General features: G+C 66.1%; 27 protein-coding genes and 1 pseudogene. 20 read left to right on the top strand and 8 right to left on the bottom strand.

Annotation, left to right across the window (positions count from 1 at the left end):
* Positions 1–7 precede the first annotated feature (7 nt).
* Both BMY22_RS02290 and BMY22_RS02285 read left to right on the top strand, forming a co-directional pair.
* Entirely contained in the window at positions 8–556 is a 549-nt protein-coding gene (locus BMY22_RS02290; protein WP_090619237.1) for a cytochrome c oxidase assembly protein, read from the top strand.
* An 11-nt stretch (positions 557–567) separates the two neighbouring features.
* Positions 568–1,455 (top strand): cytochrome c oxidase subunit 3, encoded by an 888-nt coding sequence (locus BMY22_RS02285; RefSeq protein WP_090619236.1) that lies wholly within the window; start codon positions 568–570, stop codon positions 1,453–1,455.
* A 196-nt stretch (positions 1,456–1,651) separates the two neighbouring features.
* Here the strand turns inward: BMY22_RS02285 and BMY22_RS02280 are convergent, their stop codons facing one another.
* The gene (locus BMY22_RS02280) at positions 1,652–1,855 is read right to left on the bottom strand and encodes a twin transmembrane helix small protein (protein ID WP_090619234.1); all 204 of its coding nucleotides are present in this window, start codon (positions 1,853–1,855) and stop codon (positions 1,652–1,654) included.
* Between the two features lie 29 nt (positions 1,856–1,884).
* Between BMY22_RS02280 and BMY22_RS02275 the strand changes: the two genes are divergently transcribed.
* The 6 genes from BMY22_RS02275 (at position 1,885) to BMY22_RS02250 (ending at position 7,158) form a co-directional block, all read left to right on the top strand.
* Positions 1,885–2,652, top strand: a complete 768-nt coding sequence (locus tag BMY22_RS02275) for an SURF1 family protein (RefSeq protein ID WP_090619394.1) — start codon at positions 1,885–1,887, stop codon at positions 2,650–2,652.
* Positions 2,627–3,214: a hypothetical protein gene (locus tag BMY22_RS02270; protein ID WP_090619233.1), complete on the top strand. Its 588-nt coding sequence runs from the start codon at positions 2,627–2,629 to the stop codon at positions 3,212–3,214. Before BMY22_RS02275 ends, BMY22_RS02270 begins: the two co-directional genes overlap by 26 nt.
* 117 nt (positions 3,215–3,331) lie before the next feature.
* On the top strand, positions 3,332–4,402 hold the full coding sequence (locus BMY22_RS02265) for a COX15/CtaA family protein (protein ID WP_090619392.1): 1,071 nt from the start codon (positions 3,332–3,334) through the stop codon (positions 4,400–4,402).
* Between the two features lie 88 nt (positions 4,403–4,490).
* Positions 4,491–5,390: a heme o synthase gene (cyoE, locus tag BMY22_RS02260; RefSeq protein ID WP_090619231.1), complete on the top strand. Its 900-nt coding sequence runs from the start codon at positions 4,491–4,493 to the stop codon at positions 5,388–5,390.
* A gap of 19 nt (positions 5,391–5,409) precedes the next feature.
* Entirely contained in the window at positions 5,410–6,042 is a 633-nt protein-coding gene (locus BMY22_RS02255; RefSeq protein WP_090619230.1) for an SCO family protein, read from the top strand.
* A 132-nt stretch (positions 6,043–6,174) separates the two neighbouring features.
* The gene (locus BMY22_RS02250) at positions 6,175–7,158 is read left to right on the top strand and encodes a zinc-dependent alcohol dehydrogenase family protein (RefSeq protein ID WP_090619228.1); all 984 of its coding nucleotides are present in this window, start codon (positions 6,175–6,177) and stop codon (positions 7,156–7,158) included.
* Between the two features lie 161 nt (positions 7,159–7,319).
* Here the strand turns inward: BMY22_RS02250 and BMY22_RS02245 are convergent, their stop codons facing one another.
* The 4 genes from BMY22_RS02245 to BMY22_RS02230 form a co-directional block, all read right to left on the bottom strand.
* Positions 7,320–7,703 carry a hypothetical protein gene (locus BMY22_RS02245; protein WP_090619227.1) on the bottom strand — a complete coding sequence of 128 codons (384 nt, stop codon included), beginning with the start codon at positions 7,701–7,703 and terminating at the stop codon, positions 7,320–7,322.
* 83 nt (positions 7,704–7,786) lie between these two features.
* Positions 7,787–8,575, bottom strand: coding sequence for a zinc ABC transporter permease subunit ZnuB (gene znuB / locus BMY22_RS02240; protein ID WP_090619225.1), 789 nt, complete (start codon positions 8,573–8,575; stop codon positions 7,787–7,789).
* Positions 8,568–9,341 (bottom strand): zinc ABC transporter ATP-binding protein ZnuC, encoded by a 774-nt coding sequence (gene znuC, locus BMY22_RS02235; protein WP_090619224.1) that lies wholly within the window; start codon positions 9,339–9,341, stop codon positions 8,568–8,570. The genes znuB and znuC overlap by 8 nt, the downstream gene beginning before the upstream one ends.
* Positions 9,338–9,823: a Fur family transcriptional regulator gene (locus BMY22_RS02230; protein WP_090619222.1), complete on the bottom strand. Its 486-nt coding sequence runs from the start codon at positions 9,821–9,823 to the stop codon at positions 9,338–9,340. Before BMY22_RS02230 ends, znuC begins: the two co-directional genes overlap by 4 nt.
* 62 nt (positions 9,824–9,885) lie before the next feature.
* Here BMY22_RS02230 and BMY22_RS02225 point away from each other — a divergent pair, with 62 nt between their 5' ends.
* From BMY22_RS02225 to BMY22_RS02210, 4 genes are all read left to right on the top strand, one after another.
* Positions 9,886–10,785 (top strand): zinc ABC transporter substrate-binding protein, encoded by a 900-nt coding sequence (locus tag BMY22_RS02225; protein WP_090619220.1) that lies wholly within the window; start codon positions 9,886–9,888, stop codon positions 10,783–10,785.
* Between the two features lie 152 nt (positions 10,786–10,937).
* On the top strand, positions 10,938–11,795 hold the full coding sequence (locus BMY22_RS02220; RefSeq protein WP_090619219.1) for a transglutaminase family protein: 858 nt from the start codon (positions 10,938–10,940) through the stop codon (positions 11,793–11,795).
* Between the two features lie 67 nt (positions 11,796–11,862).
* Positions 11,863–15,120: an LAGLIDADG family homing endonuclease gene (locus BMY22_RS02215; RefSeq protein ID WP_090619217.1), complete on the top strand. Its 3,258-nt coding sequence runs from the start codon at positions 11,863–11,865 to the stop codon at positions 15,118–15,120.
* A 147-nt stretch (positions 15,121–15,267) separates the two neighbouring features.
* Complete coding sequence (locus BMY22_RS02210; protein ID WP_090619216.1) at positions 15,268–15,951, top strand: TSCPD domain-containing protein; 684 nt, start codon at positions 15,268–15,270, stop codon at positions 15,949–15,951.
* 63 nt (positions 15,952–16,014) lie between these two features.
* Here the strand turns inward: BMY22_RS02210 and BMY22_RS25185 are convergent.
* Positions 16,015–16,970, bottom strand: a pseudogene (locus BMY22_RS25185) (integron integrase).
* A gap of 459 nt (positions 16,971–17,429) precedes the next feature.
* Between BMY22_RS25185 and BMY22_RS23590 the strand changes: the two are divergent.
* The 8 genes from BMY22_RS23590 (at position 17,430) to BMY22_RS02175 (ending at position 23,978) form a co-directional block, all read left to right on the top strand.
* Positions 17,430–17,843: a hypothetical protein gene (locus BMY22_RS23590; protein WP_143068443.1), complete on the top strand. Its 414-nt coding sequence runs from the start codon at positions 17,430–17,432 to the stop codon at positions 17,841–17,843.
* A gap of 485 nt (positions 17,844–18,328) precedes the next feature.
* Complete coding sequence (locus BMY22_RS24250; RefSeq protein ID WP_167363688.1) at positions 18,329–18,499, top strand: hypothetical protein; 171 nt, start codon at positions 18,329–18,331, stop codon at positions 18,497–18,499.
* Positions 18,500–18,617: 118 nt separating this feature from the next.
* The gene (locus BMY22_RS02200) at positions 18,618–19,121 is read left to right on the top strand and encodes an SMI1/KNR4 family protein (RefSeq protein ID WP_090619214.1); all 504 of its coding nucleotides are present in this window, start codon (positions 18,618–18,620) and stop codon (positions 19,119–19,121) included.
* A gap of 489 nt (positions 19,122–19,610) precedes the next feature.
* Positions 19,611–19,919, top strand: a complete 309-nt coding sequence (locus BMY22_RS02195) for a hypothetical protein (RefSeq protein ID WP_090619213.1) — start codon at positions 19,611–19,613, stop codon at positions 19,917–19,919.
* 1,079 nt (positions 19,920–20,998) lie between these two features.
* Positions 20,999–21,328 (top strand): putative periplasmic lipoprotein, encoded by a 330-nt coding sequence (locus tag BMY22_RS02190; protein ID WP_090619211.1) that lies wholly within the window; start codon positions 20,999–21,001, stop codon positions 21,326–21,328.
* 127 nt (positions 21,329–21,455) lie between these two features.
* Complete coding sequence (locus tag BMY22_RS02185) at positions 21,456–21,743, top strand: TehB family protein (RefSeq protein WP_090619210.1); 288 nt, start codon at positions 21,456–21,458, stop codon at positions 21,741–21,743.
* Positions 21,744–22,085: 342 nt separating this feature from the next.
* Positions 22,086–22,943 carry a GNAT family N-acetyltransferase gene (locus tag BMY22_RS02180; RefSeq protein ID WP_170849429.1) on the top strand — a complete coding sequence of 286 codons (858 nt, stop codon included), beginning with the start codon at positions 22,086–22,088 and terminating at the stop codon, positions 22,941–22,943.
* A 192-nt stretch (positions 22,944–23,135) separates the two neighbouring features.
* Positions 23,136–23,978 carry an alpha/beta fold hydrolase gene (locus BMY22_RS02175; RefSeq protein WP_090619208.1) on the top strand — a complete coding sequence of 281 codons (843 nt, stop codon included), beginning with the start codon at positions 23,136–23,138 and terminating at the stop codon, positions 23,976–23,978.
* Between the two features lie 163 nt (positions 23,979–24,141).
* Here the strand turns inward: BMY22_RS02175 and BMY22_RS02170 are convergent, their stop codons facing one another.
* Complete coding sequence (locus tag BMY22_RS02170) at positions 24,142–25,092, bottom strand: homoserine kinase (protein WP_090619206.1); 951 nt, start codon at positions 25,090–25,092, stop codon at positions 24,142–24,144.
* A gap of 16 nt (positions 25,093–25,108) precedes the next feature.
* Complete coding sequence (locus BMY22_RS02165) at positions 25,109–25,396, bottom strand: DUF2782 domain-containing protein (protein ID WP_090619205.1); 288 nt, start codon at positions 25,394–25,396, stop codon at positions 25,109–25,111.
* Between the last annotated feature and the right edge of the window lie 9 nt (positions 25,397–25,405).

Here is a 25,405-nt window from a genome sequence, read left to right as displayed (position 1 = left end):
AGGCGCCATGAGCGCCGACCTGCCCACTGCCCGGCTGATCCGCCGCCTGCTGCTGGTGGTGGTGGCGATGTTCGCCTTCGGCTTCGCCCTGGTGCCGCTGTACGACGTGATGTGCCAGGCCTTCGGCATCAACGGCAAGACCGCCGGCGCCTGGCAGGGCGCGCAGGCGGTGGACGCGTCGCGCCAGGTGCGGGTGCAGTTCCTCGCCAGCAACGCCGCCGGCATGAGCTGGGAATTCCGCCCCGAGCAGGACGAGCTGGAGGTGCACCCCGGCGCCAGCAGCCAGATGCTGTTCGTCGCCTACAACCCCAGCGGCGTGCCGATGACCGCCCAGGCCATCCCCAGCATCGCGCCGGCCCGGGCGGCGGCCTGGTTCCACAAGACCGAGTGCTTCTGCTTCACCCAGCAGGTCCTGCAGCCGGGCGAGCGCATCGAGATGCCGGTGCGCTTCATCGTCGACCGCGACCTGCCGGCCGACGTGCACCACCTGACCCTCGGCTACACGCTGTTCGACGTCACGGAGCGCCAGGGGCCGGTGGCCCGCGGCGCCCAATAAGGAGAACACCCATGTCGACCCACGAGCAGTATTACGTCCCCGCCCAGAGCAAGTGGCCGATCGTCGCCAGCCTCGGCCTGCTGACCACCTTCTACGGCCTTGGCAGCTGGTTCAACGACCTCAAGGCCGGCCGCGACAGCCTGAGCGGCCCGCTGATCCTCTTCGTCGGCGCCCTGCTGCTGGCCTGGATGCTGTTCGGCTGGTTCGGCAACGTCATCCGCGAGAACCGCGCCGGACTCTACAGCGCGCAGATGGACCGCTCGTTCCGCTGGGGCATGAGCTGGTTCATCTTCTCCGAGGTGATGTTCTTCCTGGCCTTCTTCGGTGCGCTCTTCTACGTGCGTACCTTCGCCGGCCCCTGGCTCGCCGGCGAGGGCGACAAGGGCGTCAGCCACCTGCTCTGGCCGGACTTCGCCTTCGCCTGGCCGCTGCTGGCCAATCCCGATCCCAAGCTGTTCCCGCCGCCTGCCGGGACCATCAGTGCCTGGTCGCTGCCGCTGCTCAACACCGTGCTGCTGGTGTCCTCCAGCTTCACCGTGACCTTCGCCCACCACGCCCTCAAGGACGGCAACCGCTCGCGCCTGAAGGGCTGGCTGGCGCTGACCATCCTGCTCGGGGTGTGCTTTCTGATCCTGCAGGCCGAGGAGTACGGGCACGCCTACCACGAACTGGGGCTGACCCTCGGTTCGGGCGTCTACGGCGCTACCTTCTTCCTGCTCACCGGCTTCCACGGCGCCCACGTGACCCTCGGCTCGATCATTCTTGCGGTGATGCTGGTGCGCGTGCTGCTCGGCCACTTCACCCCCGAGGAACACTTCGGCTTCGAGGCGGCGAGCTGGTACTGGCACTTCGTCGACGTGGTGTGGATCGGGCTGTTCGTCTTCGTCTACGTGCTGTGAACAGGGGATGGGATAGCCGTAGGGCGGGTGAAACCCGCCGACTCCGGTGCAGGCCCCTGCCACGCCTGGCGGGTTGCACTGTAGGCACTTCGGTGGAAAACGCGGGTGCGGCTTTCCACCCTACGAAACCGTAGGGCGGGTGAAACCCGCCGATTCCGGTGCAGGCCTGTGCCACGCCTGGCGGGCTGCAGCCGCCCTACCAGGTCACCCGGGACACCAACTGGCCGCTGTAGAAGCCCCAGGCGACCAGTGCCAGGGTCAGCGCGGCCAGGCCGACCCGCAGGTACAGCGCCTGCAGCAGCCGGCGGCTGTGGCCGGCGTCCCGGACCAGGAAGAACAGGCCGCCGAACAGGCTGGCCGCAGTCGCCAGGAGCGACAGGAGAATCGCCGCCTTGAGCATGGATGGCTCCGGGAGGTAAGGGGGATGGGGTGCAGTATAGTCCGTCGCTGAAAGCGCCTGGCCGAGGGTTGCGGCGCCACTTCCGGCCCGGCTGGGGGCCGAGCCTGCTGGTCGCGCTGCTCGTGCCGGCGTTGCTCTGGCTGGGTTTCTGGCAACTGTCGCGGGCCGAGGAGAAGACCGCCCTGCTCGCCCGGTTCGAGGCCCGTCGCCAGGCCGCGCCGCTCGCCCTGGCGGAACTGGAAGCCGCGGGTGCGCCGGCCTTCCAGCGGGTGCGCCTGCACGGCCGGTTCGACGCGCAGCACGGCCTGCTGCTGGACAACCGCACCCGCAACGTCCGACCCGGCGTCGAGCTGCTGCAACCCTTCCGGGACGACGGCGGCCAGTGGCTGCTGGTCAACCGCGGCTGGCTGCCCTGGCCCGACCGCCGCACGGCGCCGGTCTTCGCCACCCCGGACGAGCCCCTGGCGCTGACCGCCTGGGTCTACCGCCCGCCCGGCGCTCCCTTCCTGCTCGGGGACAGCCCCGGCGCCGGCTGGCCGCGACTGGTCAACCGGATCGACGCCGCCGCCTTCTGGACCGAGCTGGGCCGCGCCGGCCTGCCCGTCGAACTGCGCCTGGAGCCCGGTCCTGCGGCCTACGCGACGGACTGGCCGGCGCTCGCCATGGGCCCGGAGCGGCACCGGGGCTACGCCCTGCAGTGGTTCTCCCTGGCCGCTGCCCTGCTCGTCCTGTTCATCTGCTTCGGTATTCACAGCGCACGGGAGACCCGTCATGCCCTTACTCGCCACCCCGACTGAATGCCTGCCGCCGCGCCGGCGCGGTCGCCTGCAACTGCTGGCGCTCTTCGCCGTGGCCTTCGGCCCCATGCTGCTCGCCGGTGCGATGTACCACTGGCGCTTCTGGGTGCCGGAAGGACGCACCTACCACGGCACCTTGATCGGCACCGGTCAGCACCGCGCCGAGCTGGGCGTCGTGCCGGCCGGAGACGGCGAGCCGCGCTGGGAGCTGCTGGTCACCGCCCCGGCGGAGTGCGCCGCGGACTGCCGGCAGCTGGTCTACCTGGCCCGGCAGATCAACATCGGCCTCGGCCGCGAGGCCGATCGCGGCGCCCATGCCCTGGCCGTGGGCCAGCCGCCGAGCGCCACGGAGACGGAGCGGCTGGAGCGCGAATACCCGCGGCTCGGCCGCTACCGCCTGGAGCGCGCGACCTACGAACGGGCCGCGCCGGGACTGTCCGGCGCGCAGCTGTGGATCGTCGACCCGCTCGGCAACCTGGTGCTGCGCTACGACGCCGGCGCCGACGGCAAGGGCGTGCTGGAGGACCTGCGGCTGCTGCTCAAGCTGTCGAAGATCGGCTGAGCGCCCTGGTAGGAGCGAGCGGGCTCGCGATCCGTCGCTGCGCAAGAGCCTCGCCAGCACGCGGGCTTCTGCGGGGGATGGCCGATGAAAAAGCGGTTCGACGACTGGGAGATCGCCATGGACACACGTCGCAAGCCGGGCTTTCGCCTGGCCCTGTTCGCCACCCTGCTGGCCTTCGCGGTGGTGCTGCTCGGTGCCTACACCCGGCTGACCCACGCCGGGCTCGGCTGCCCGGACTGGCCGGGCTGCTACGGCTTTCTCGCCGTGCCGAGCGGCGAGGCGCAGCTGGCCCACGCCGAGCGGCACTTCCCCGATGCGCCGGTGGAGGCGCAGAAGGGCTGGAACGAGATGATCCACCGCTACTGCGCCGGCGGCCTGGGCCTGCTGATCCTTGCCCTGGCGCTGCAGGCGCTGCGCCGCCGGGCGGACCCCGGACAGCCGCTCGGTCTGCCGCTGGGGCTGCTCGGGGTGGTGGTCGCCCAGGCGCTGTTCGGCATGTGGACGGTGACCCTCAAGCTCTGGCCGCAGGTGGTGGTCGCCCACCTGCTCGGCGGCATGACCACCCTCGCCCTGCTCTTTCTGCTCGGCCTGCGCCTCTCCGGCAGCGTCCCCGCCCTCCCCTCCCCGGCGCCGGGGCTGCGCGCCCTGGCCGGCGCCGCGCTGGCGCTGGTCGTCGGGCAGATCGCCCTGGGCGGCTGGGTCAGCAGCAACTACGCGGCGGTGGCCTGTCTCGACCTGCCGACCTGCCACGGCCGGTGGTGGCCGGAAGAAGCGGACTTCGCCAACGCCTTCCACCTGACCCAGGCGATCGGCCCCAACTACCTGGGCGGCATGCTCGACGGCCCGGCGCGCACCGCCATCCACCTGAGCCACCGCCTCGGCGCCCTGGCCGTCGCCCTGACGCTCGTGGCGCTGGCCTGGCGGCTGTGGCGCCACGGCCTCGGCCGGTTCGCCGCCCTGCTGCTCACCGCGCTGCTGCTGCAGGTCGGGCTGGGCGTCGGCAACGTGTTGTGGCGGCTGCCGCTGCCGTTGGCGGTCGCCCACAACGGCGGCGCCGCCCTGCTGCTGCTGAGCCTGGTGCTGGCCAACTACCGGCTGCGCATGCGGCCGGTGCGCGATTTCGATGGCGCCCATGCTCCGGCGTGGGCGCCCCGGACAGGACGCTCCGCGCCTGCAGACCTGGGGTGAGGAACGCGGAGCGTCCGGGTTGTGTTCCCACGCGGGAGCGTGGGAACGATCCATCGCAGGACAAGAACGACAACAAGGAGAAACGACCATGGCCATCCTACTCGCCACCCGCGGCAACCGGGCCAGCTGGCGCGACTACCTGGAGCTGACCAAGCCCAAGGTGGTGGTGCTGATGCTGATCACCTCGCTGGTCGGCATGTTCCTCGCTTCCCGCGCCGGCGTGCCCTGGACGGTGCTGGTCTTCGGCAACCTCGGCATCGGTCTCTGCGCCGGCGCGGCGGCGGCGGTCAACCATGTGGTCGACCGGCGCATCGACGCGCTGATGGCGCGCACCCGCCGCCGGCCGCTGGCCGAGGGCCGTGTCGCGCCGGCCGCGGCGCTGGGCTTCGCGCTGGCGCTGGCCGTCGCCGGGATGACCCTGCTGCTGGCCTTCACCAACCCGCTGGCGGCCTGGCTGACCCTCGCCTCGCTGCTCGGCTACGCGGTGATCTACACCGGCTTTCTCAAGCGCGCCACGCCGCAGAACATCGTCATCGGCGGCCTGGCCGGCGCCGCCCCGCCGCTGCTCGGCTGGGTCGCGGTGAGCGGCCAGCTGTCCGCCGAACCGCTGCTGCTGGTGCTGATCGTCTTCACCTGGACCCCGCCGCACTTCTGGGCGCTGGCCATCCATCGCAAGGCCGAATACGCCAAGGCCGAGATCCCCATGCTGCCGGTGACCCACGGCGAGGCCTACACCAAGCTGCACATCCTGCTCTACACCCTGGCGCTGCTGGCGGTGACCCTCCTGCCCTATGCCATCCACATGAGCGGCCCGCTCTATCTCGCGTCTGCCCTGATCCTCGGCGGGCGCTTCCTGCACTGGGCCTGGGCGCTGTACCGGGACAGCAAGCCCCATGCAGCGATCGGCACCTTCAAATACAGCATCAAGTACCTGTTCCTGCTGTTCATCGCCCTGCTGGTGGATCACTATTTGCCGTTGACGCTCTGACCTGCCCAGGATTGCCCCTATGACCCGTCTCCAGAAGACCGTCCTCATCCTCGTCGCCGTGATCGCCGCGGTGATCGGTCTGACCTTCTCCAAGGTGCTGCACGGCTCGCGCCAGGCCGACCCGGCGCAACTGCTGGAGGCCGGCATCGTCCTGCTGCCGCAGGCCCGCCGCCTGCCGCCGGTCAGCCTCACCGACCAGAACGGCCAGGCCGTCCGGGTGGACGGCCTGGCCGGCCAGTGGACCCTGGTGTTCTTCGGCTACACCTTCTGCCCGGACGTTTGCCCGACCACCCTCGCCCAGTTGCGCCAGCTCGACGACCGGCTGCCGGCGGCGGCCCGCGAGCGCCTGCGGGTGGCGATGGTCAGCGTCGATCCGCAGCGCGACACCCCGGCGCAGCTCAAGCAGTACCTGGCCTTCTTCGACCCGGCCTACCTCGGCCTGACCGGCGAGCTGGCGGACATCCAGCAACTGGCCAACGCCCTCGGCATCCCCTTCATCCCCGGCGATACCGGTCGCGAGGACTACACGGTGGACCACAGCGGCAACCTCGCCCTGCTCGGCCCGGACGGCACCCAGCGCGGCTTCGTCCGCGCCCCGCTGAACGTCGCCAAGCTGGCCGAGCGCCTGCCGCAGCTGGTCGGGCAGCCCTGAGGCTGGCCGGCCGAGGGGGGTAGGAGCCGGCTTGCTGGCGACCAGCCCAGAGCATCGCCGGCAAGCGGGCTCCCACGGCAGGGCGTACCGGGATCGCAGGGCTTTTCCAACGTCGACGAGAGGAGAAAGACGATGCGCGCCATGCTGCTCGAAGCGCTCGGCCAACCCCTGGTGCTGCGCGAGTTGCCCGATCCGCAGCCGGGGCCGGGCGAGCTGCGCGTACGGGTGAGTGCCTGCGGGGTGTGCCGCACCGACCTGCACGTGGTCGACGGCGAGCTGCCGGCAGTAACTCCGCCGGTGATCCCCGGCCACGAGATCGTCGGCCGGGTGGACGCCCTCGGGCCGGGCGTCGAGGGTTTCGCGCTCGGCCAGCGGGTCGGCATTCCCTGGCTGGGGCACACCTGCGGGCAGTGCTGGTACTGCCGGCACGCGGCGGAAAACCTCTGCGACGCGCCGCAGTTCACCGGCTACACCCGCCCCGGCGGCTACGCCGAGCGAGTGGTGGCCGACGCCCGCTTCGCCTTCGCCCTGGGCGAGGCCGGCGACGACGTGGCTCTGGCGCCCTTGCTCTGCGCCGGGCTGATCGGCTGGCGCTCGCTGGTCAAGGCCGGCGACGCCAGGCGCCTCGGTCTCTACGGCTTCGGCGCGGCGGCGCACATCGTCATGCAGGTGGCGCGCTGGCAGGGCCGCGCGGTATACGCCTTCAGCCGGCCGGGCGATACCGCCGCCCAGGACTTCGCCCGCTCGCTCGGCGCGGTCTGGGCCGGCGGCTCGGACCAGCTGCCGCCCGAGCCGCTGGACGCGGCGATCCTCTACGCGCCGGCCGGCGAGCTGGTGCCGGCGGCCCTGCGCGCGCTGCGCAAGGGCGGCCGGGTGGTCTGCGCCGGCATCCACATGAGCGACATCCCGAGCTTTCCCTACGCCATCCTCTGGGGGGAGCGCGAAGTGGTGTCGGTGGCCAACCTGACCCGCCAGGACGGCCTCGACTTCTTCGCCGTCGCCGCCCAGGCCGGCATCCGCACGGAGACCCACCGCTATGCCCTGGAGGACGCCAACCGGGCGCTCGACGACCTGCGCCACGGGCGTTTCCAGGGCGCGGCGGTGCTGGTGCCTTGAGGGGAGGAAGGGGTTTTCCGCACTGTAGGAGCCAGCTGGTTCCTACGGGACCGGCTGCGTAGGGCGGGTTAGCCGCGATGCGGCGTAACCCGCCAAGGATGCTGACGGCCGGTCGGTGGGTCACGGCCGGCGGCCCAACCCTCCCTACGGAGCGGCCCGCCTCAGGGCTTGGCGGGCGCGCCGCTCTGGCGCGGCACGCTCAGCGCCGGGGCCTTGGGCATCAGCGCGCGGGCGTTGCTCAGGGCGGTGGCGGCGGCGCTCATGTCGCCGCGCGCCAGGGCCTGCTCGCCGCGTTTCAGCCAGGCTTCGGAGAGGCGGCGCTGGTAGTCCTCCAGGGCGGTGCCGGGCTGTTCGAGCTGCAGGCGCTTGAAGCTGGCGGTGGCGGCGGCCAGGTCGCCGTCGCTCAGTTGCCGTTCCAGCTCCTGGCTGATGCTCGGCGTCGGCGGCGGCGGGGTGGGAGCGGGCTCCGTCGACCCACGCTGGCAAGCGGCGAGCAACAGCGGCAGCAACAGCGGGGGCAGGTAGCGAAGGAGCGACGCGGGCATGACGGGGTTCTCTGGCCGTTTTCCGCCCACTCTACACCTGCCGCCGGCCCATCAGGAAGCAGACCTTGGCACTGTGGCGAAGTTCAGCCGGCGCGCCGCGGCAGGGCGAGGCTGGCGAGGAACAGCGCGGCCGCCGAGACCACGATCGACGGGCCGGCCGGGGTGTCCTGGAACCACGACAGCGACAGCCCGGCGCAGACCGCGAGCATCCCCAGAACGCTGGCGCCGGCGGCCATCTGCTCGGGGGTGCGGGCGTGGCGCTGGGCGGCCGCGGCGGGGATGATCAACAGCGAGGTGATCAGCAGCACGCCGACGATTTTCATCGCCACCGCGATCACCAGGGCGATCAGCAGCATCAGCGCCAGGCGGATGCCGGCCACCGGCAGGCCCTCGACCCGCGCCAGCTCCTCGTGCACGGTGATCGCCAGCAGCGGTCGCCACAGCGGCACCAGCAGCAGCAGGACCAGCGCGCTGCCGCCGAGAATCCAGGCGAGGTCCACCGGGCCGACCGCCAGCAGGTCGCCGAACAGGTAGCCCATCAGGTCGATGCGCACATCGCGCATGAAGCTCAGCACCACCAGGCCGAGGGACAGGGTGCTCGGCGCGAGGATGCCGAGCAGGGTGTCCGAGGCCAGCGCCTGGCGCTGCTGCAGGGCCACCAGCAGCACGGCGAGCAGCAGACAGCCGGCGATCACCGCCAGGGTCGGGCTGACGTCGAGCAACAGGCCGACGGCCACGCCGAGCAGCGCGGCGTGGGACAGGGTGTCGCCGAAGTAGGCCATGCGCCGCCAGACCACGAAAGAGCCCAGCGGCCCGGCGACCAGCGCCAGGGCGAGTCCGGCAAGCAGGGCGTTGAGCAGGAAATCAGCCATGGTTGCAGTCGGGACCGTGTACGTGGGGTTTCTTCAGTACCACGCTGCCGTGCAGGTCGTGGGCGTGGTCGTGATGGTGCTGGTAGAGCGCCAGGCTGCGCGCCGCCTGGCCGAACAGGGCGACGAAGGCCGGGTCGCCGCTGACCTGCTCGGGGTGCCCGGAACAGCAGACGTGATGGTTCAGGCAGACCACCTGGTCGGTGGTGCTCATCACCACGTTGAGGTCGTGGGAAACCATCAGCACGCCGCAGCCGTGGCGCTCGCGCAGCCGGGTGATCAGCCGGTACAGCTCGGCCTGGCCGGCCACGTCGACGCCCTGCACCGGCTCGTCGAGCACCAGCAGTTCGGGCTTGCGCAGCAGCGCACGGGCCAGCAGCACGCGCTGCAGCTCGCCGCCGGAAATGGTCTGCAGCGGGCTGTCGACGACCTGCGCCGCGCCCACCTCGACGAGCGCGGCCAGGGCCGCGGCGCGGTCGACGCCGGGCACCAGGCGCAGGAAGCGCAGCACCGACAGCGGCAGGCTGGGATTGACCTGCAGCTTCTGCGGCATGTAGCCGATGCGCAGCCTCGGGCGGCGCCAGACGGTGCCTGCATCGGGCGTCAGCAGGCCGAGCACGACGCGTACCAAGGTGGTCTTGCCGGCGCCATTGGGACCGATCAGGGTGACGATCTCGCCGGGCTGCACGCAGAGGTGCACGTCGTGCAGCATCTCGCGGCCGGCGAAGGCGACGCGCACGCCGTCGAGGCGGATCAGGCTGTCGCTCATCGCGCGTCCTGGCAGCGGGCGCAGAGGCCGACCACCTCCACGGTCTGTCCCTCGACCCGGAAACCCAGGCCCCGGGCGCTGTCGAGGATGCTGTCGCTGATCGCCGAGCGCTCCAGCTCGATGGCCGCGTGGCACTGCCGGCAGATGAAGAACTGGCCCTGGTGGGCGTGGGCCGGGTGGTCGCAGCCGACGAAGGCGTTGAGCGAGGCGATGCGGTGCACCAGGCCGTGCTCGAGGAGGAAGTCCAGCGCCCGGTAGACGGTCGGCGGCGCCGCCCGGCGGCCGTCCTGCTCGCTCAGCACGGCGAGGATGTCGTAGGCGCCGAGCGGTTTGTGGCTCTGCCAGACCAGCTCCAGCACGCGCCGGCGCAGGGCGGTCAGGCGCAGGCCCTGGCGGGCGCAGAGCGTTTCGGCCTCGGCCAGGGCTTGCTCGATGCAGTGACGGTGGTCGTGGGGCTGACAGGCCAGGGGCGGGATGGTCATGGGCGACGTCCGGTCATGGGGACGTTATTCTATTACACTTTAGACCCGGGGGGATGCCCGCCATGTTCCGTCCACTCGCCGCCCTGCTGCTCGCCGGCTGCCTGGCTCCGGCGCAGGCCGACGTGCGCCTGCTGACCAGCGTCAAGCCCCTGCAGCTGATCGCCGCCGCCGTGCAGGACGGCGCCGGCGCTCCCGCCGTGCTGCTGCCGCCCGGCGCCTCGCCGCACCACTACGCGCTGCGCCCCTCGGACGTGCGCGCGCTGCGCGAGGCGACGTTGTTCTACTGGATCGGCCCGGACCTGGAAACCTTCCTGCCCAAGGTGCTGGAGGGCCGCAGCCAGCCGAGCCTGGCCGTGCAGGCGCTGCCCGGCCTGCAGCTGCGCCACTTCGCCGGCGAAACCGCGGCCGGCGGGGACGAGCACGACCACGCCCACCGCCCCGGCAGCCTGGATGCCCATCTCTGGCTGCTGCCGGCCAACGCCCGGCTGATCGCCGCGCGAATGGCCGCCGACTTGGCCGCCGCCGACCCGGACAACGCCGCGCGCTACCAGGCCAACCTCGCCGCTTTCGAGACGCGCCTGGACGACCTCGACCGGCGCCTCAAGGCGCGTCTGGAACGGCTCGCCGGCAAGCCCTACTTCGTCTTCCACGAGGCCTACGACTACTTCGAGGCGGCCTACGGCCTCGAGCATGCCGGGGTGTTCAGCGTCTCGCCGGACGTGCCGCCCGGCGCCCGCCAGGTCGCCGGGATGCGCCAGCGCCTGCAGGACGCCGGCCCGGCCTGCGTGTTCAGCGAGCCGCCCCTGCAGCCGCGCCTGGCGCAGACCCTGAGCGCCGGCCTGCCGGTGCGCCTGGCCGAACTCGATCCGCTGGGCAGCGCCGTTCCGCTCGGGCCGCAGGGCTACGAGCAACTGCTGGAACGTCTCGGCGAGGGGCTGGCGGGCTGCCTGGAGGCGCAGTAGGCGTTTCCGTCCTCGCGGCGATGGCGCACTATCGCAGGGTCCGCCGGGGCTGCGGACCCGGTGGAAGCGGTCCCGACCGCGCCGGAACCGCAGGACTACTCTAGAGTCCCACGAAAACGGCAGGCCGGTGCTGCCGGCGGCGAGGAGGCAACATGCAGCGCTACAGGATCTTTCACCGCACCCACTACCGCTTTTCCAAGTCCGTCGAGCTGGGGCCGCACGCCCTGCTGCTGCGTCCGCGGGAGAGCCACGAGCTGCGCATCGAGTCCTCGACCCTGAAGATCGTCCCGCCGGCCACCCTGAACTGGCACCGCGACGTGGAGGACAACTGCGTGGCGATCGCCACTTTCAAGGTCCACACCGACCAGTTGCTGATCGAGAGCGAGGCGGTCATCCAGCAGTACAACGAGAAGCCCCTCGATTTTCTCGTGGCCGACTACGCGGTGAACTACCCCTTCGTCTACCGCCCCGAGGAGCGGGCCGTCCTCTCGCCCTACATGGATTTCGCCCGGCAGGCGGACCGCGATCGGCTCGCCGAATGGCTCGGCAAGCTCTGGCAGCCGGGCGAGCCGATCCAGACCTATGCCCTGCTGCAGCGGATCAACGAGCAGATCCCCCGGACGCTGGCCTACCGGATGCGCGAAGAACCCGGCGTGCAGAGCGCGGGGGAAACCCTTGCGCTCGGCATGGGTTCCTGCCGCGACTTCGCCAACCTGTTCATGGAGGCGGCCCGGCTGCTCGGCCTGCCGGCGCGTTTCGTCAGCGGCTATCTGCATGTCGAGCCGGCGGGGCTGCATGGCGGCTCGACCCATGCCTGGGCCGAGGTGTATCTGCCGGGCGCCGGCTGGAAGGGCTTCGATCCCACCCACGGGGAACTGGTGGGAGCCAACCATATCGCCGTGGCTGTGGCGCACCTGCCCGCATCGGTGCCGCCGGTCGCCGGCTCCTACCTCGGCCCGCCGAACGCCGGCCGCCTCGAGGTCGGCGTCTGGGTGACCGGGCTGAACTGAAGGGCGGCGTGCGTCCGGACCAGCGGCTAAGGTGAAAGGACCCGTCAGCCAAGGGAGGTCCGGGCGCATGGCGAAACGCGGCGAATCCGCGCCGCCGGGAGCCGGCGGCATTCCCCTGCAGGCCGCTTCCGAGGACATCTGGGCGCAGAAGTACCGGCTGGCCGAACCCGACGGCACGCCGGTCGATACCGACATCGACGCCACCTGGCGACGGGTCGCCCGCGCCTTGGCCGAGGTCGAGCGCGAAGAGCTGCGCGAGCACTGGTACGAGCGCTTCCTCTGGGCGCTGCGCAACGGCGCCATCCCCGCCGGGCGGATCGTCGCCAACGCCGGCGCCCAGGACCGCAAGCCGGCCACCGCGACGATCAACTGCACCGTCTCCGGAACCCTGCGCGACTCGATGGACGACATTCTCGCCAAGGTCCACGAGGCCGGGCTGACGCTGAAGGCGGGCAGTGGTATTGGCTACGAGTTCTCCACCCTGCGCCCGCGCGGCGCCTTCGTCTCCGGCGCCGGCGCGCGCACCAGCGGGCCGCTGTCGTTCATGGATATCTTCGACAAGATGTGCTTCACGGTCAGCTCGGCGGGCGGGCGGCGCGGCGCGCAGATGGCCACCTTCGATGTGGCCCACCCGGACGTGCGCGAGTTCATCCGCGCCAAGCGCGAGGACGGTCGGCTGCGCCAGTTCAACCTGAGCCTGCTGATCACCGACGACTTCATGCAGGCGGTGGAGAGCGACGCCGAGTGGCCGCTGGCGTTCCCGGCGCATCCCCGCGAGGCCGAGGCGCTGGACTTCGACGACCCGCAGCAGGTGCTCTGGCGCGACTGGCCGCTCCACGAGGGCTACCGCGTGCGCGACGACGGCCGGGTGGCCTGCAAGGTCTACGGCAAGGTCCGCGCCCGCCACCTGTGGGACATGCTGATGGCCTCCACCTACGACTTCGCCGAGCCGGGCTTCATCCTCATCGACCGGGTCAACCAGCTGAATAACAACTGGTGGTGCGAGGAGATCCGCGCGACCAATCCGTGCGTGATCGGCGATACCCGGCTGGCAACGCACTACGGCCTGGTGCCCATCGGCGAACTCGAGCGCCGCGGCGTCGCGCTGGAGGTAGCGGTGGACCGCCGCTGCCTGCCCGAGAACGCCCGCGGCGTCGTCCGCCGCCCGGCCAAACCGGCCTTCCTCAGCGCTTGCCGCGCCCCGGTCTGGCGGGTGGTCACCGCGGACGGCTACGAGATTCGGGCGACTGCATGGCACGACTTCTACAGCGAGCGTGGCAAACTGAATCTGTGCGACCTCAAGGTCGGCGACCGGTTGTTGATCCAGTCCGGCAAGGGCCTGTTCGGGCAGGAAGGCCGAGAGGAACTGGGCATCCTGCTCGGCCTGATCGCCGGCGATGGGCACTTCACCCATCGCGGCAAGGGCCAGCGGGCCGCCATCGTCAGCCTGTGGGGCGAGGAGCGGGCGCTCGGCGAGCCGGTGGCGGCCTGGGTGAATGCGCTGACCGCCGGTCTCGGCGGCCGTCGCCGGGTGTCGGCCGTCGCCGTTCCCCAGCGCAATCAGGTGTTCGTCCGCTCGATTCTGCTGGCCCGCCTGCTGGAGCATTACGGCTTCACCGCCGCGACCAAGCTGCGCGTGCCCGAAGTGGTCTGGCGCGGCAGCGAGGCCTGCGTGCGCGGCTACCTGCGGGCGCTGTTCCAGTGCGATGGCACGGTCAATGTGTCCAGTGCCCGGCAGAGCTGCTCGGTGCGCCTGGCCTCCAGCTGCGAGGCGCTGCTCAAAGAAGTCCAGCAACTGCTGGCCAACTTCGGCATCTACTGCTGCGTTCGCCAGCGCCGCCCGCCTACTAGAAGGCGCCGCTTGCCGGACGGCAGGGGCGGGCAGCGGGAATACGCCTGCCGGGCCGACTTCGAGCTGATCGTCGACGGCGAGTCGCGCGAGCGCTTCATGGCCGAGATCGGCTTTTTGCTGCCGAACAAGACCGAGCGCTACCGGGCCTGGGCGCAGGGCCGGCCCCTGCGCAAGACCCAGCGCTTCAGCTCGCCGATCGCCGCCATCGAATACGCCGGCATCGAGCCGGTCTACGACACCACCCAGCCCGATGGCCACGCGGTGATCTTCAACGGCCTGGTCACCGGACAGTGCGGCGAACAACCGCTTCCCCCCTACGGCGCCTGCCTGCTCGGCTCGGTCAACCTGACCGCCTTCGTCGAGGAGCCGTTTTCCGCCAAGGCGCGCTTCGACTGGGAGCGTTTCCGCGAGGTGGTGCGGATCTTCACCCGCCTGCTGGACAACGTGGTGGAGATCAACGGCCTGCCGCTGGCGGCGCAGCGCCGCGAGATTCTCGACAAGCGCCGCCACGGCATGGGTTTTCTCGGCCTCGGCTCGGCGCTGGCCCTGCTCAGGCTGCGCTACGGCAGCGCCGAGGCCTGCGTGTTCACCGAGGAGGTGGCTCGCGAGATGGCGCTGGTCGGCTGGCAGGTGGCGCTGGAGCTGGCCAAGGAGAAGGGCCCGGCGCCGCTGCTGGCGCAGGACTTCGAGGTCACCGCGAAGATGCTCCGCCAGCGCCCGGAGATGGCCGCCGACGGCTACAGGGTCGGCGACCGGGTGCCCGGCCGCGTGCTGCACGCGCGCTACTCGCGCTATATGCAGCGCCTGGCCGAGGTCGCCCCCGAACTGGTCGCCGCGCTGGCCGAGCAGGGCGCGCGTTTCACCCATCACAGCTCCATCGCGCCGACCGGCACCATCAGCCTGAGCTTAGCCAACAACGCCTCCAACGGCATCGAGCCGAGCTTCGCCCACCACTACGCGCGCAACCTGATCCGCCCCGGTCGCAAGGCCAAGGAGCAGGTCGAGGTGTTCAGCTACGAGCTGCTCGCCTACCGCGCCCTCATCGACCCGCAGGCGCAGCCGGACAGCATTGATCCGGCGCACCGGCTGCCGGACTGGTTCGTCGGTGCCGACGACATCGGCCCGACCCAGCACGTGGACATCCAGGCGGCGGCGCAGAAGTGGGTGGACTCGTCGATCTCCAAGACCGCCAACGTGCCCACCGACTACCCCTTCGAGGCGTTCAAGGACATCTACCGCTACGCCTGGCGCCAGGGCCTCAAGGGCTGCACCACCTTCCGCTTCAACCCGGCGGCCTTCCAGGGCGTGCTGGTCCGCGAGGCCGACCTGGAAAACACCCTGTACCGCTTCGAGCTGGAGGACGGCAGCGTGGTCGAACTCCGGGGCAACGAACTGGTGGAGTACGACGGCGAGGTGAACACCGCCGCCAACCTGTTCGACGCGCTGAAGGAAGGCTATTACGGCAAGTATTGAGCGCCTACGCCGGGCCGGTTCATCCGTAGGGGGGTGCAACCCGCCATTGGGCGTCAGATCCTCGCCACGTCCGGCGGGTTGCACCAGCCCTACGAAAAAACCTTTGCAGACAACGGGTTGCAAGTTTCTGGAGGAAAGGGAAGAGCCATGACCGTCAAGATCGGGCAGCGCATCAAGAGCTTCCAGGTGGTCGACGAAAGCCTGCGGCCCGCCGAAACCGACGCCGGGCAGTTGCCGCCCGTGCAGCTGGACGAAACCCTGCAGCGCCCGGAAATGCTGGTCGGCGCCACCTACAAGATCAAGTCGCCGCTGTTCGAGCACGCCCTCTACGTGACCATCAACGACATCCTGCTCAACGCCGGCACCCGCTTCGAACAGCGCCGGCCCTTCGAGATCTTCATCAACTCCAAGGGCATGGAGCACTTCCAGTGGATCGTCGCGCTCACCCGGATCATGTCCGCGGTATTCCGCAAGGGCGGCGACTGCACCTTCCTGGTCGAGGAACTCAAGGCGGTGTTCGACCCGCGCGGCGGCTACCTGAAGAAGGGCGGCATCTACATGCCCTCCATCGTCGCCGAGATCGGCGCGGTGCTGGAGCGTCACCTGATCGCCATCGGCCTGCTGCGCGGCCACGCGCCGGACGAAGCCCAGCGGCGCTACCTGGCCGAAAAACGCGCCGCCTACGAAGCCAGCCAGGGCGCCGCAGCCCTGGAGCCCGGCGAAGGCTTCCCGCCCGGCGCTCAGCGCTGCGGGCAGTGCCATACCCAGGCGGTGGTGCAGTTGGAGGGCTGCACCACCTGCCTGAATTGCGGGCATTCGAAGTGTGGATGAAACGATCCCGGCGGTAGGCTGGGCGACATTCTGCTCGTGCAGCGTGGCGAACGCGGGAAGCCTTCAAGGGCGGTCCAGCGGACTCAACACGCCCAGCCCGCCCCGGTTGAGCACGTGGGTGTAGATCATGGTGGTCTTCACGTCCGCATGACCCAACAACTCCTGGACCGTGCGGATGTCCTGCCCGCTTTCCAGCAGATGGGTGGCGAAGCAGTGGCGCAAGGTATGCGGCGTGGCCGGCTTGACGATTCCCGTTTCCCGCACGGCGGCCTTGAAGGCCCGCTGCACGCGCTTCTCGTCCATATGGTGACGGCGCTTGACGCCGGAACGAGGATCGACCGAGCGGCCGGGAGCCGGAAAAACGTACTGCCACCCCCATTCCTTCGCGGCGTTCGGATACTTGCGCGCCAAGGCAAAGGGTAGATAGACCTCACCGAAGCCCTCGGCAAGATCGCGCTCGTGCAGGGCCTTTACGCAATCGAGATGCCGTTTCAACGGCTGGGCCAGCCGGGCCGGCAGCAAGGTGACGCGGTCCTTCATGCCCTTGCCGTCCCGGACCAGAATCTCGCTGCGGGCAAAATCCATATCCTTCACCCGCAGGCGCACCGCCTCCATGAGGCGCATGCCGGAGCCGTACAGCAACCCCGTAGCTCCCCCTCGAAACAGGCCAGCAGCCGCTGCGTCTCCTCGCGGGACAGGACGACCGGCAAACGCTCGGGCCGCTTGGCGCGTACCACGTCGTTCAGCCAGGGAAGATCGATGGCCAGGACATGCTTGTAGAGAAACAACAGGGCCGCCAGCGCCTGATTCTGCGTGGATGCCGCGACATTCAAATCCACAGCAAGATGCGACAGGAATCGCTCTACTTCGGGAGCGCCCATTTCCGCCGGATGACGTAACTTGTGATAACGAATAAAATCCCGTACCCACTTGATATAGACTGTTTCAGTACGGATCGAATAATGGCGAATACGGATTTGCTCGCGCAGCCGGTCCAGCAATCTGGGCTTGCCGTCCATGGTGTATAACTCCCTGAAAAGACACCAGCCTCCTGCTGGAGGCCGCAGGTTACAAGGGAGCCGCCAGCAGCGGCAAGGGAGTGTTATGCACCAAATGGTGTGTTTGTTCACACCATTTGGTGTCGAATAGTAGTTAACCAACAATATCCACCATCGGGCGTAGGGAAACGTAAATGATGTGGAATCAATCGCCGAAAAAACCGAAAAAATCAGCTATACCCAGCACGGGGCTCCGGCGGAGCATAACGAAGTTAATGCACACGCCGGAGCCCCGTGCTGGGGGAGAGGCAAATTTTTCGATTTTCATTGCGCTTGAGCGCCTACCCCATTTACAGCCCGCTGCGCGGGACGGAGTGTATTGTCGGCTAACTAGTCGCTCAAACACACACTCGCAAAAAGCGCGCGAGCGGTGTTTAGCTCCGTTACGTTAGGCCGCCCCGGTTCACAAGAGGAGCATATATGCCAATCACTCTCACGTTCGATATCGAAAATGCATCTATTGCTGATACGAATGATCGCACCAGAATAATCGCGTGCTTTCAACGCTTCGGTTGGGAGCACATAGGGGGTTCTGCTTGGCGCTATCCAGCACTAGGCACCGAAAACGTTTCCGAAGATTGGTTTAACCACGTTATACCGGCACTCGCATATTTCCGCAGCATTGTGTGCCACGGAAACCTCGATGTGTACAACTTCACGATTGATGCCCACTCTGAGGCAGGGCATCGCGGGCGAGCAAATCCCCCACTGGGGGAGCCTATTCAACAGGCTTCTGATATAACTCTCTATCAGGCCAACCCTACATATGACAGGGTGCTTTCCGAGCAACGTCTTCGTGGTTTTGTCCAGGCCTGTGCAGATCAGCTTGCCTAACAATTCCGTCGAGAGGGACGTCCTAAAGCTGCGCTTTGGGTTCCCTCCGCCTACGGCTCCGGCCGCCCCTCACGTCAAACGTTATGCATAAAGGACCAACGGTGGAACTCGAAAATCTTGAGCTGGAAGTAAAGAGATCCAGATACTTTGTTCTCGCAGCAGCGGTCACCCCAGCGCTTCTATATTTGCTTTGGTTTGTTGCAGTCAACGATCAAAAGCTTTCAACGGACGCCGCCCGCTAGGGAACCTTTGGAGACTTTGTAGGCGGGTTAATCAACCCCCTAATTGCATTCTTTGCCTTCTACTGGCTGACAAAATCAGTACTAATACAAAAAACAGAACTATCCGAAACTAAAACCGCGCTACAAGAAACCCAAAGAGCACAAGAAGCCCAGGCGCGCATCGCTTTAAAAACCGCACAATTACAATCACTCAACATTAGATTGAGCGCAGTAAATCACAAAATCTCACACGAAAGAGATTACATGCGCTACATACTCTCTGAGTATCAGCGCCTTGGCGGCTCCTACACAATAATGACAAGAGACGGAACCGCAGAAAAAGGCGAAGCAGTCTTAAGCAAAACGCATGCAGCAATAAGCACTCTCATGCAGGAGCAAGAAAAGCTAATTGAAATGGTCGAAACTTTGGAGTAACTGCATAACAATGCGCTCAACTGCCGCTCACTTCGTTCGCTGGACAGCCAAAAGCTGCGCTTTTGTCTGCCCGTTAGCTTAATCGTTAGGCCACTACAAATTTCACTGAGGTATGCCCATGAACTTTCCACCATTGATAGCAGAGCTGCATGAGCGTGAGTTTGATTACGCCGACGGAGAAGGCATGGACTTCGAGCCGTTTCAATCTTTTTTGCCGCCTGAGGAAGTTCAAGACTGGTTCAAGGCGTGGACCGGAAACAAGGAAGCTGACGGTAGCAAGTTCCTCGTCTTCGGAAAAGATGGTTCAGGCGGCTTCGCCGCAATATGGCTTGCCAATGAATCGGCTACGGTGCTTGATCAGCCTGTTGTTTTCATGGGCTCCGAGGGAGAGACCGGCGTGGTCGCAAAAAACTTCGATGACTATCTGTGGCTGCTAGCTAGCGGACATGGTCCATACGAGGCTGTTGCTTACCCCGATGACTCAAAAGCAAAGAGCCAAATCTTCGCTGAGTTCGCAAGAGCGCACTCAGGATCAACAGCACGCGCCCCCTCTGAGTTGCTGGCGGCGGCGAACTCAGCCTATCCTGCGTTCAAGAATTGGGTTGAATCGCAATGTCGCTAAATCAGGGCCGTGGCCTAACTGGGCGGTCAAGCGGACGCCAACAAGGGCCATGCCTTCGGCATTCTCATGGCCCTTGTTGGTACCCTGCGCACCTTCGGTGCTCCGGCGCCGCTTACCTTGGGCGTTAGAGGAAACAAAATTGACACTCCGAAATCGTTTTCTTGATGCAATGATCAACGGAAATATTGGCAATGGCTTAGTAGTGACTAGGCAAGAGCTAATTCAGCACTTCAATAATGACAATGAGCTAACGACAGGCTGCTTTTTGTCAAACTCTGAAATCAATACTGGAGCGCCGCACAGCCCTACATACGACCACTTCACTATGCGAATCACTGTCGGTACATATCGGATCCACCCCCAAGCATTGCTTGACCGCATGCGCGAGCGTGGCATCCTCTAACAATGCGCTTAACGCCGCTCACTTCGTTCGCTGGACGTCCAAAAGCTGCGCTTTTGGACGCCCGTTAGCTTAATCGTTAGGCACGCATGAAAAACATTCAGGTCTTTGACAGTGCTATAAATGCTGTTTATGACATTTTCTCAGCCACGGACGAAGAGTTTGCGTTGATATTTCCTGATGGTGAGGACGTAGCATTCATTGATGAGGTGTATGGGCGTGAGAGCACTCACGAGCTTAACCTAGTCTTTGAACGCATATGGGCACGTCGGGTCCCGAAAAAGGAAGCAATGGGAATTCATGGCATACTTTTCTACGAGCTAGATGAGAAAAAGGAATTTTACCCGACACGCCGCGATGAAGAGGCTAGGAATCCCGATGGTAGTCGTTTACGTTAGCAACCGGTGGCAGCGAGCCTAACAATGCGCTCAACTTCGCTCACTTCGTTCGCTGGACAGTCAAACGCTACGCGTTTGCCTGCCCGTTAGCTTAATTGTTAGGCATAATTAGCTTTGTAGTTGGTGCAGGCAAGGAAGCTCGAAAATCATCATTCTGTTTCCACTTCCTTCCTGCCCCATGGGTTCTGCCCGGCTTCGAGTCTGCGGCACAATCACCCGGTGGCTGCTTCCGTTCGCCGCGAGGATGTGGCGGTAGCGTGCCTGGTGCGGTGGCAGGTTTGGCTGTTTGGCGTGAATCGCAGGCTATTCGTGCATCCGCTTTGGCTTCAATGCCTAACATTCGGTATATGGACTCTCCCCACAAGTGGTGAGCAATGCTGTTTCAACCCTGTCGTCAGTGCGGTTGCATTCGTATATCCGGCCTTCCATGGGCGTTGCCGCCCGGGCCATTCTGTAGTTCACGCAACGGGGGCCAAGCGCTCAATCGATCACCAGGATCAGCATTTTTATCGGCCTTGTTCCGCTGCAGGACTCGCCTGTTCCGACAGTGTCGCTGTTCACCACAACCACGGGAAAACCTGCTGCCGATTACGCAGGTCCGCCGTCAGGCGGGCCGGCTGCTCTGCCAGTTGCCGCGGAGGAGCCGACCGTGAAACCACACCGCCCAGCAGATCTGAACCAGCTTGTTGGGCTTGTCCCCCGTCGATAGGGCGGTCGCCGAGAGGCATGGGCACGCTCGCCGATCCCTCCGGTGGGGCGCGCAGGCTTGCTCCACGCCTTCCCGCCGGATGACGCGCATTACGACAGCGGATAGAATTCCGCGCCTGCTCGATACGAGCTGTTCCAGCACGCATCGAATAATGGCGCATACGGATTTGCTCGCATGGCCGGCTCGCTAACTTGTGCTCGTCCATGGGGAAACGCTCTGAAAGGACGTTCGTGTCGGCAGACGAGGATTTTGTACCTCATGGTGGACTTATTCAGATCATGGGTTATCGAAGAACGGTTGAGCAATAAGTTATTCACCTTCAGTACATCGTTTTATCGACTGACGCACTACACGAACCAAGGAGTGCAGTATGAGTAAAAGATTTGTGATCCTCTCCATAGCCACCGTACTTTGGCTGACTGGCTGCGCATCCAATCCTTGGAGCGATATACCTCCCCAGGAGGCCGACGAATGGAAAGGCATAGGGGTTGCCGCCCAGAGTGCGAACCTGTTTCGGCAGAGCGGTTTCACGCCGACCGATATCAAGCCTTGGGTTCAATCCGGTATTCAAAGCCCCGACACCATCATGAGCTGGCATCGCGAAGGTTTCACTCCGCAAGAAACCGCCAAATGGCAAGCCAAGGGATTCACGCTTCCCAGGGCGATAGAACTGAGAAAGCAGGGATTGACTGTCCAGTAATTACATAAACATGAGTCGATCTGGTGTAGGCGCCTGACTTGGTATTCAAGTCGTTCGCCTCGCTAACCCGGACGTCCGTAGGCTACGCTTACGGCGCCCTTTGGCCGATGTCGAGCGGAGTATTCCAATGAAAGCCCTGCCAGAAGATGTTCGACCCTACAAGAGAACGCCGATATTCACGGAGGCAACGGTACCTCCCGGACTTCTGAAGCAGCACACGACGAAAGAGGGCGCCTGGGCGAAAATCGTGGTATTGGAAGGCCGGCTCCTTTATCGGATATTGGTGCCGGAAGTGAGCGAAATCCTCCTGACGCCCGATCAGTACGGTGTCGTCGAACCCCAGGTGCCGTATGAAGTAAGCCCGGATGGTCCGGTCAGATTTTTTGTCGAGTTCTGTCGGGTGCCAAGGGAGTAGAGGCAACGATTCGGTTAGGCAACCGCTCTGGAAAGACTTCGCATTGATAATGCGTCATGGCCAATGCGAGAGGATTTAAAGCGAGCGGGCCTTCTACTTTCTATATTGACGATTGTAAACATCGGGCTACGCTGGAACGGTATCGTGGCTTAGGGTGTGCGGAATTGCAGAGGCTTTCTCATGTCGAGGAGCGCCTGGGCGACCATCTTCATGGACAGGAAAGCACAGGGATTTTGAATCCGGGGACTTTGAACAGGCCACAACTTGCGGTTCGCTTCGACAGCTACAGCTTTTCCATACGCTGGTGTAATCGTACATTACAACTATTCATTATGGTGTTTTATGGCATTTCAGCAATCCGACTACCACATTTCAGTGATGTCGCGAGACGAGCTACAGATAGCCGTGGATTGGGCAAATACCGAAGGGTGGAATCCGGGGTTGGACGATGCCGCTTCTTTTTATGCGGCAGATCCCCAAGGCTTTCTGATCGGAAGGCTCGACAATCGGCCGATTGCAACCATTTCGGCCGTCAAGTATGGCGACTCGTTCGGGTTTGTCGGTTTATATATTGTCGAGAAGAGTCATCGCCAGAAGGGATATGGCATTCAGATTTGGAACAGGGCGCTCGAATACTTGAAGGGGCGAAATGTCGGGTTGGATGGCGTGGTGGCCCAGCAGGAAAACTATAAGAAGTCCGGTTTCAAGCTGGCGCATAGAAACATAAGGTTTGCCGGGCTGTCGAGAAAGTCATCCCCTGTCTCGGCAAACATGGTCAGCCTGTCGTCCCTCGATTTCGGGGACTTATGCGGTTACGACCGGCAGTTCTTTCCGGAGCGGAGGGAGTGCTTCCTCAAGGCCTGGATCAACCAGCCCGATTGTCATGCTCTGGGGATCGTCGAAAACGGCAAGCTTTCAGGGTATGGCGTCATTCGTGCCTGCCGGACGGGATACAAGATAGGTCCCCTGAATGCCGAAGATAAGGACCTGGCCATCGAGCTGTTCAATGCCTTGACCTCCAGGGTCCCTCCAGGCTCCGCCCTTTATCTGGATACGCCCGAGCCCAACGCCCGGGCGATCGACGTTGCCCGGCTCAACGGGATGGAGCCGTCCTTCGAAACGGCACGAATGTACACCGGCTCGTTCCCGGATATTGCTCTCGATAAGGTTTTCGGCATTACCACCTTCGAGCTGGGCTAGTTTCGCGTCCGTCTTTCCGTTGCGCCCGAAAATACCATGGTGCTCCCTGTTGGGCATTTCGTCGGCCGGCGAGATCCCGGCACCCCGGGCTCCGCTGCCGCTCCCCGTCGCGGGCTACTCCGCACGGCTATTCTCTGAAGCGGGGGAGGGACTGTTGTCCTTCCGTTACTTCCGTACCGGCGGAGATCGCCCATGGAAAGGTTCGTGCAGACCAACGGCATCCAGTTGCACTGTCTGGATCACCCCGGCGGCGAGCCGCCGCTGGTGCTGATGCCCGGCCTGACCGCCAATGCCCACATCTTCGACGGTCTGCTCGAGGCCGGTTTGAGTCCGGCGCTGCGGGTGCTGGCCCTCGATCTGCGCGGGCGCGGGCTGAGCGACAAGCCGGAGCGCGGCTACGGCATGGCCGAGCATGCCGCCGACGTGGTGGGCCTGCTGGAGGCGCTGGGCCTGGAGCGGATGGTGCTGGGCGGGCATTCGTTCGGCGGTCTGCTGGCCCTCTACATGGCGGCGCACTATCCCGAGCGGGTCGCCCGGCTGGTGGTGCTCGATGCGGCCGGCTCCTTCCATCCGCAGGCGCGTGCGCTGATCCAGCCCTCCCTGGATCGTCTGGGCACGGTGCATCCTTCCTGGGAGGCGTACCTCGCCTCGATCAAGCGGCTGCCGTTCTACGCGGGCTGGTGGGACCCGACCATCGAAAGCGCCTACCGGGCCGACGTGGAAACCCGCGCCGACGGCACGCTCAGGCCGCGCTCGCGCCCCGAGGCGATCGGCGAGGCGCTGGACAGGCTGCTCGCCGAGGACTGGCCGGGCCATCTGGCTGCCGTCCGTCAGCCGATGCTGCTGGTCAATGCCCCGGGCGCCTACGGGCCGCCGGGCACGCCGCCGGTGCTGCCGCGCGAACAGGCGCTGGAGACGGTCGCGGCGGTCGCCGACGGGTGCTACGTCGAGGTTCCGGGCAACCACATGACCATGCTCTTCGGGGAAGGGGCGCAGCGGACGGTGGCGGCGATTCTAGACTTCGTGCGTCCATAGCCGGGCGGCGGTGCCTGCGTTGCGTAGGGAGGGTTAGCCGCCAGGCGGCGTAACCCGCCAAGGATGCCGGCAGGCATCCCCATTGCCGGCCTCGCGGCCGGTCGGTGGGTACGGCCTGCGGCCTAACCCACCCTACGCGAGGCCGGGGGGGTTACGACGGGAATTACAGGGCGAAGGGCAGGGCGACCTGGACGTGGCGGCGCGCCTGCAGGCGGCGGCGGAACACTTCGGGGTCGTGGATCAGCACCTGCTGGCCGGCGAAGGCCTGGGCGGCGATCAGCCGGGACAGCCAGAAGCGCAGGCAGGCGATGCGCAGCATGGCCGGCCAGAGTTCGGCCTCGGCGGCGCGGAACGGGCGCTTGGCCGAATAGGCGGCGAGCATGGCCTGGGTGAGCTGCGGATCGAGGGTGCCGTCGTCCTTCGAGCACCAGTCGTTCGCGGCGATCGCCAGGTCGTAGAGCATCGGTCCGCAGAAGGCGTTGTAGAAGTCGATCACTCCGGTCAGGTGCGGGCCGTCGAACAGCACGTTGTCGCGGAACAGGTCGGCGTGCAGGTTGGCCGAGGGCAGGGCGAGCAGGCGGGCCTTCAGCCGGGCGACCTCGGCCAGAGCCTCGCGCAGCAGCGGCAGTTGCTCGTCCGGCAGCAGCAGGGCGAGTTCCGGACCCTTTTCCTGCATCCACTCCAGGCCGCGGTCGCTGGGCCGCGGCAGCGGTTGCTTGCTGGTCGCCAGGTGCAGGCGAGCGAGCAGGGTGCCGACTTCGCGACAGTGCTGCGCGTTGGGCTCCTGTACGTGTTTGCCGGGCAGCCGCGGCTGCAGCAGCGCCGGCTTCTCGGCCAGCGCGCGCAGGGCCTGGCCTTCGGTCGTGCGCAGCGCGTAGGGCACCGGCAGATCGGCCGCGTGCAGCACGTCGAGCAGTTCGATGAAGAACGGCAGGTCGTCCGCCGCCCCGCGTTCGATCAGGGTCAGAACGTATTCGCCCTGCTCCAGGCTGACGAAGAAGTTGCTGTTTTCGCTGCCTTCGGCAATGCCTTGGAAATCCAGCAGCCGGCCGAGCCCGTAGGGCGCGACGAAGGTTTCCAGCTCGTGGCGTTCGAGAGGGGTAAAAACCGACATGTTCAGAGGGGCTCGCTTACCATTTGAAGATTTCCCAAGCGGGGATACGCATGGTCGGCTGGTCGGAGCGCACGAAGTTGGCGTCGTTGCCGTCGGCGCGCACCAGGAAATAGGGTTTGCCGAATTTGGGGGTGACCTTGATGGCATAGAGGAAACCGTTGACGCGGTATTCCTCGATGGTCTTGTCGCCTTCCTGGCGGATGGTCACGTCCGGCTCGCCGGACGGCGGCTCCTGCTGGGCGAAGGCGCCGACCGCGCCGAACGCCAGCAGAGCGGCCAGCAGCAGGCGAGGGAAGGTGTGCATGATAACCTT

Origin of the sequence: Azotobacter beijerinckii (genome assembly GCF_900110885.1) — a bacterium.
Classification (GTDB): Bacteria; Pseudomonadota; Gammaproteobacteria; order Pseudomonadales; family Pseudomonadaceae; genus Azotobacter; species Azotobacter beijerinckii.
This window is presented reverse-complemented; position numbering and strand designations above follow the sequence as displayed.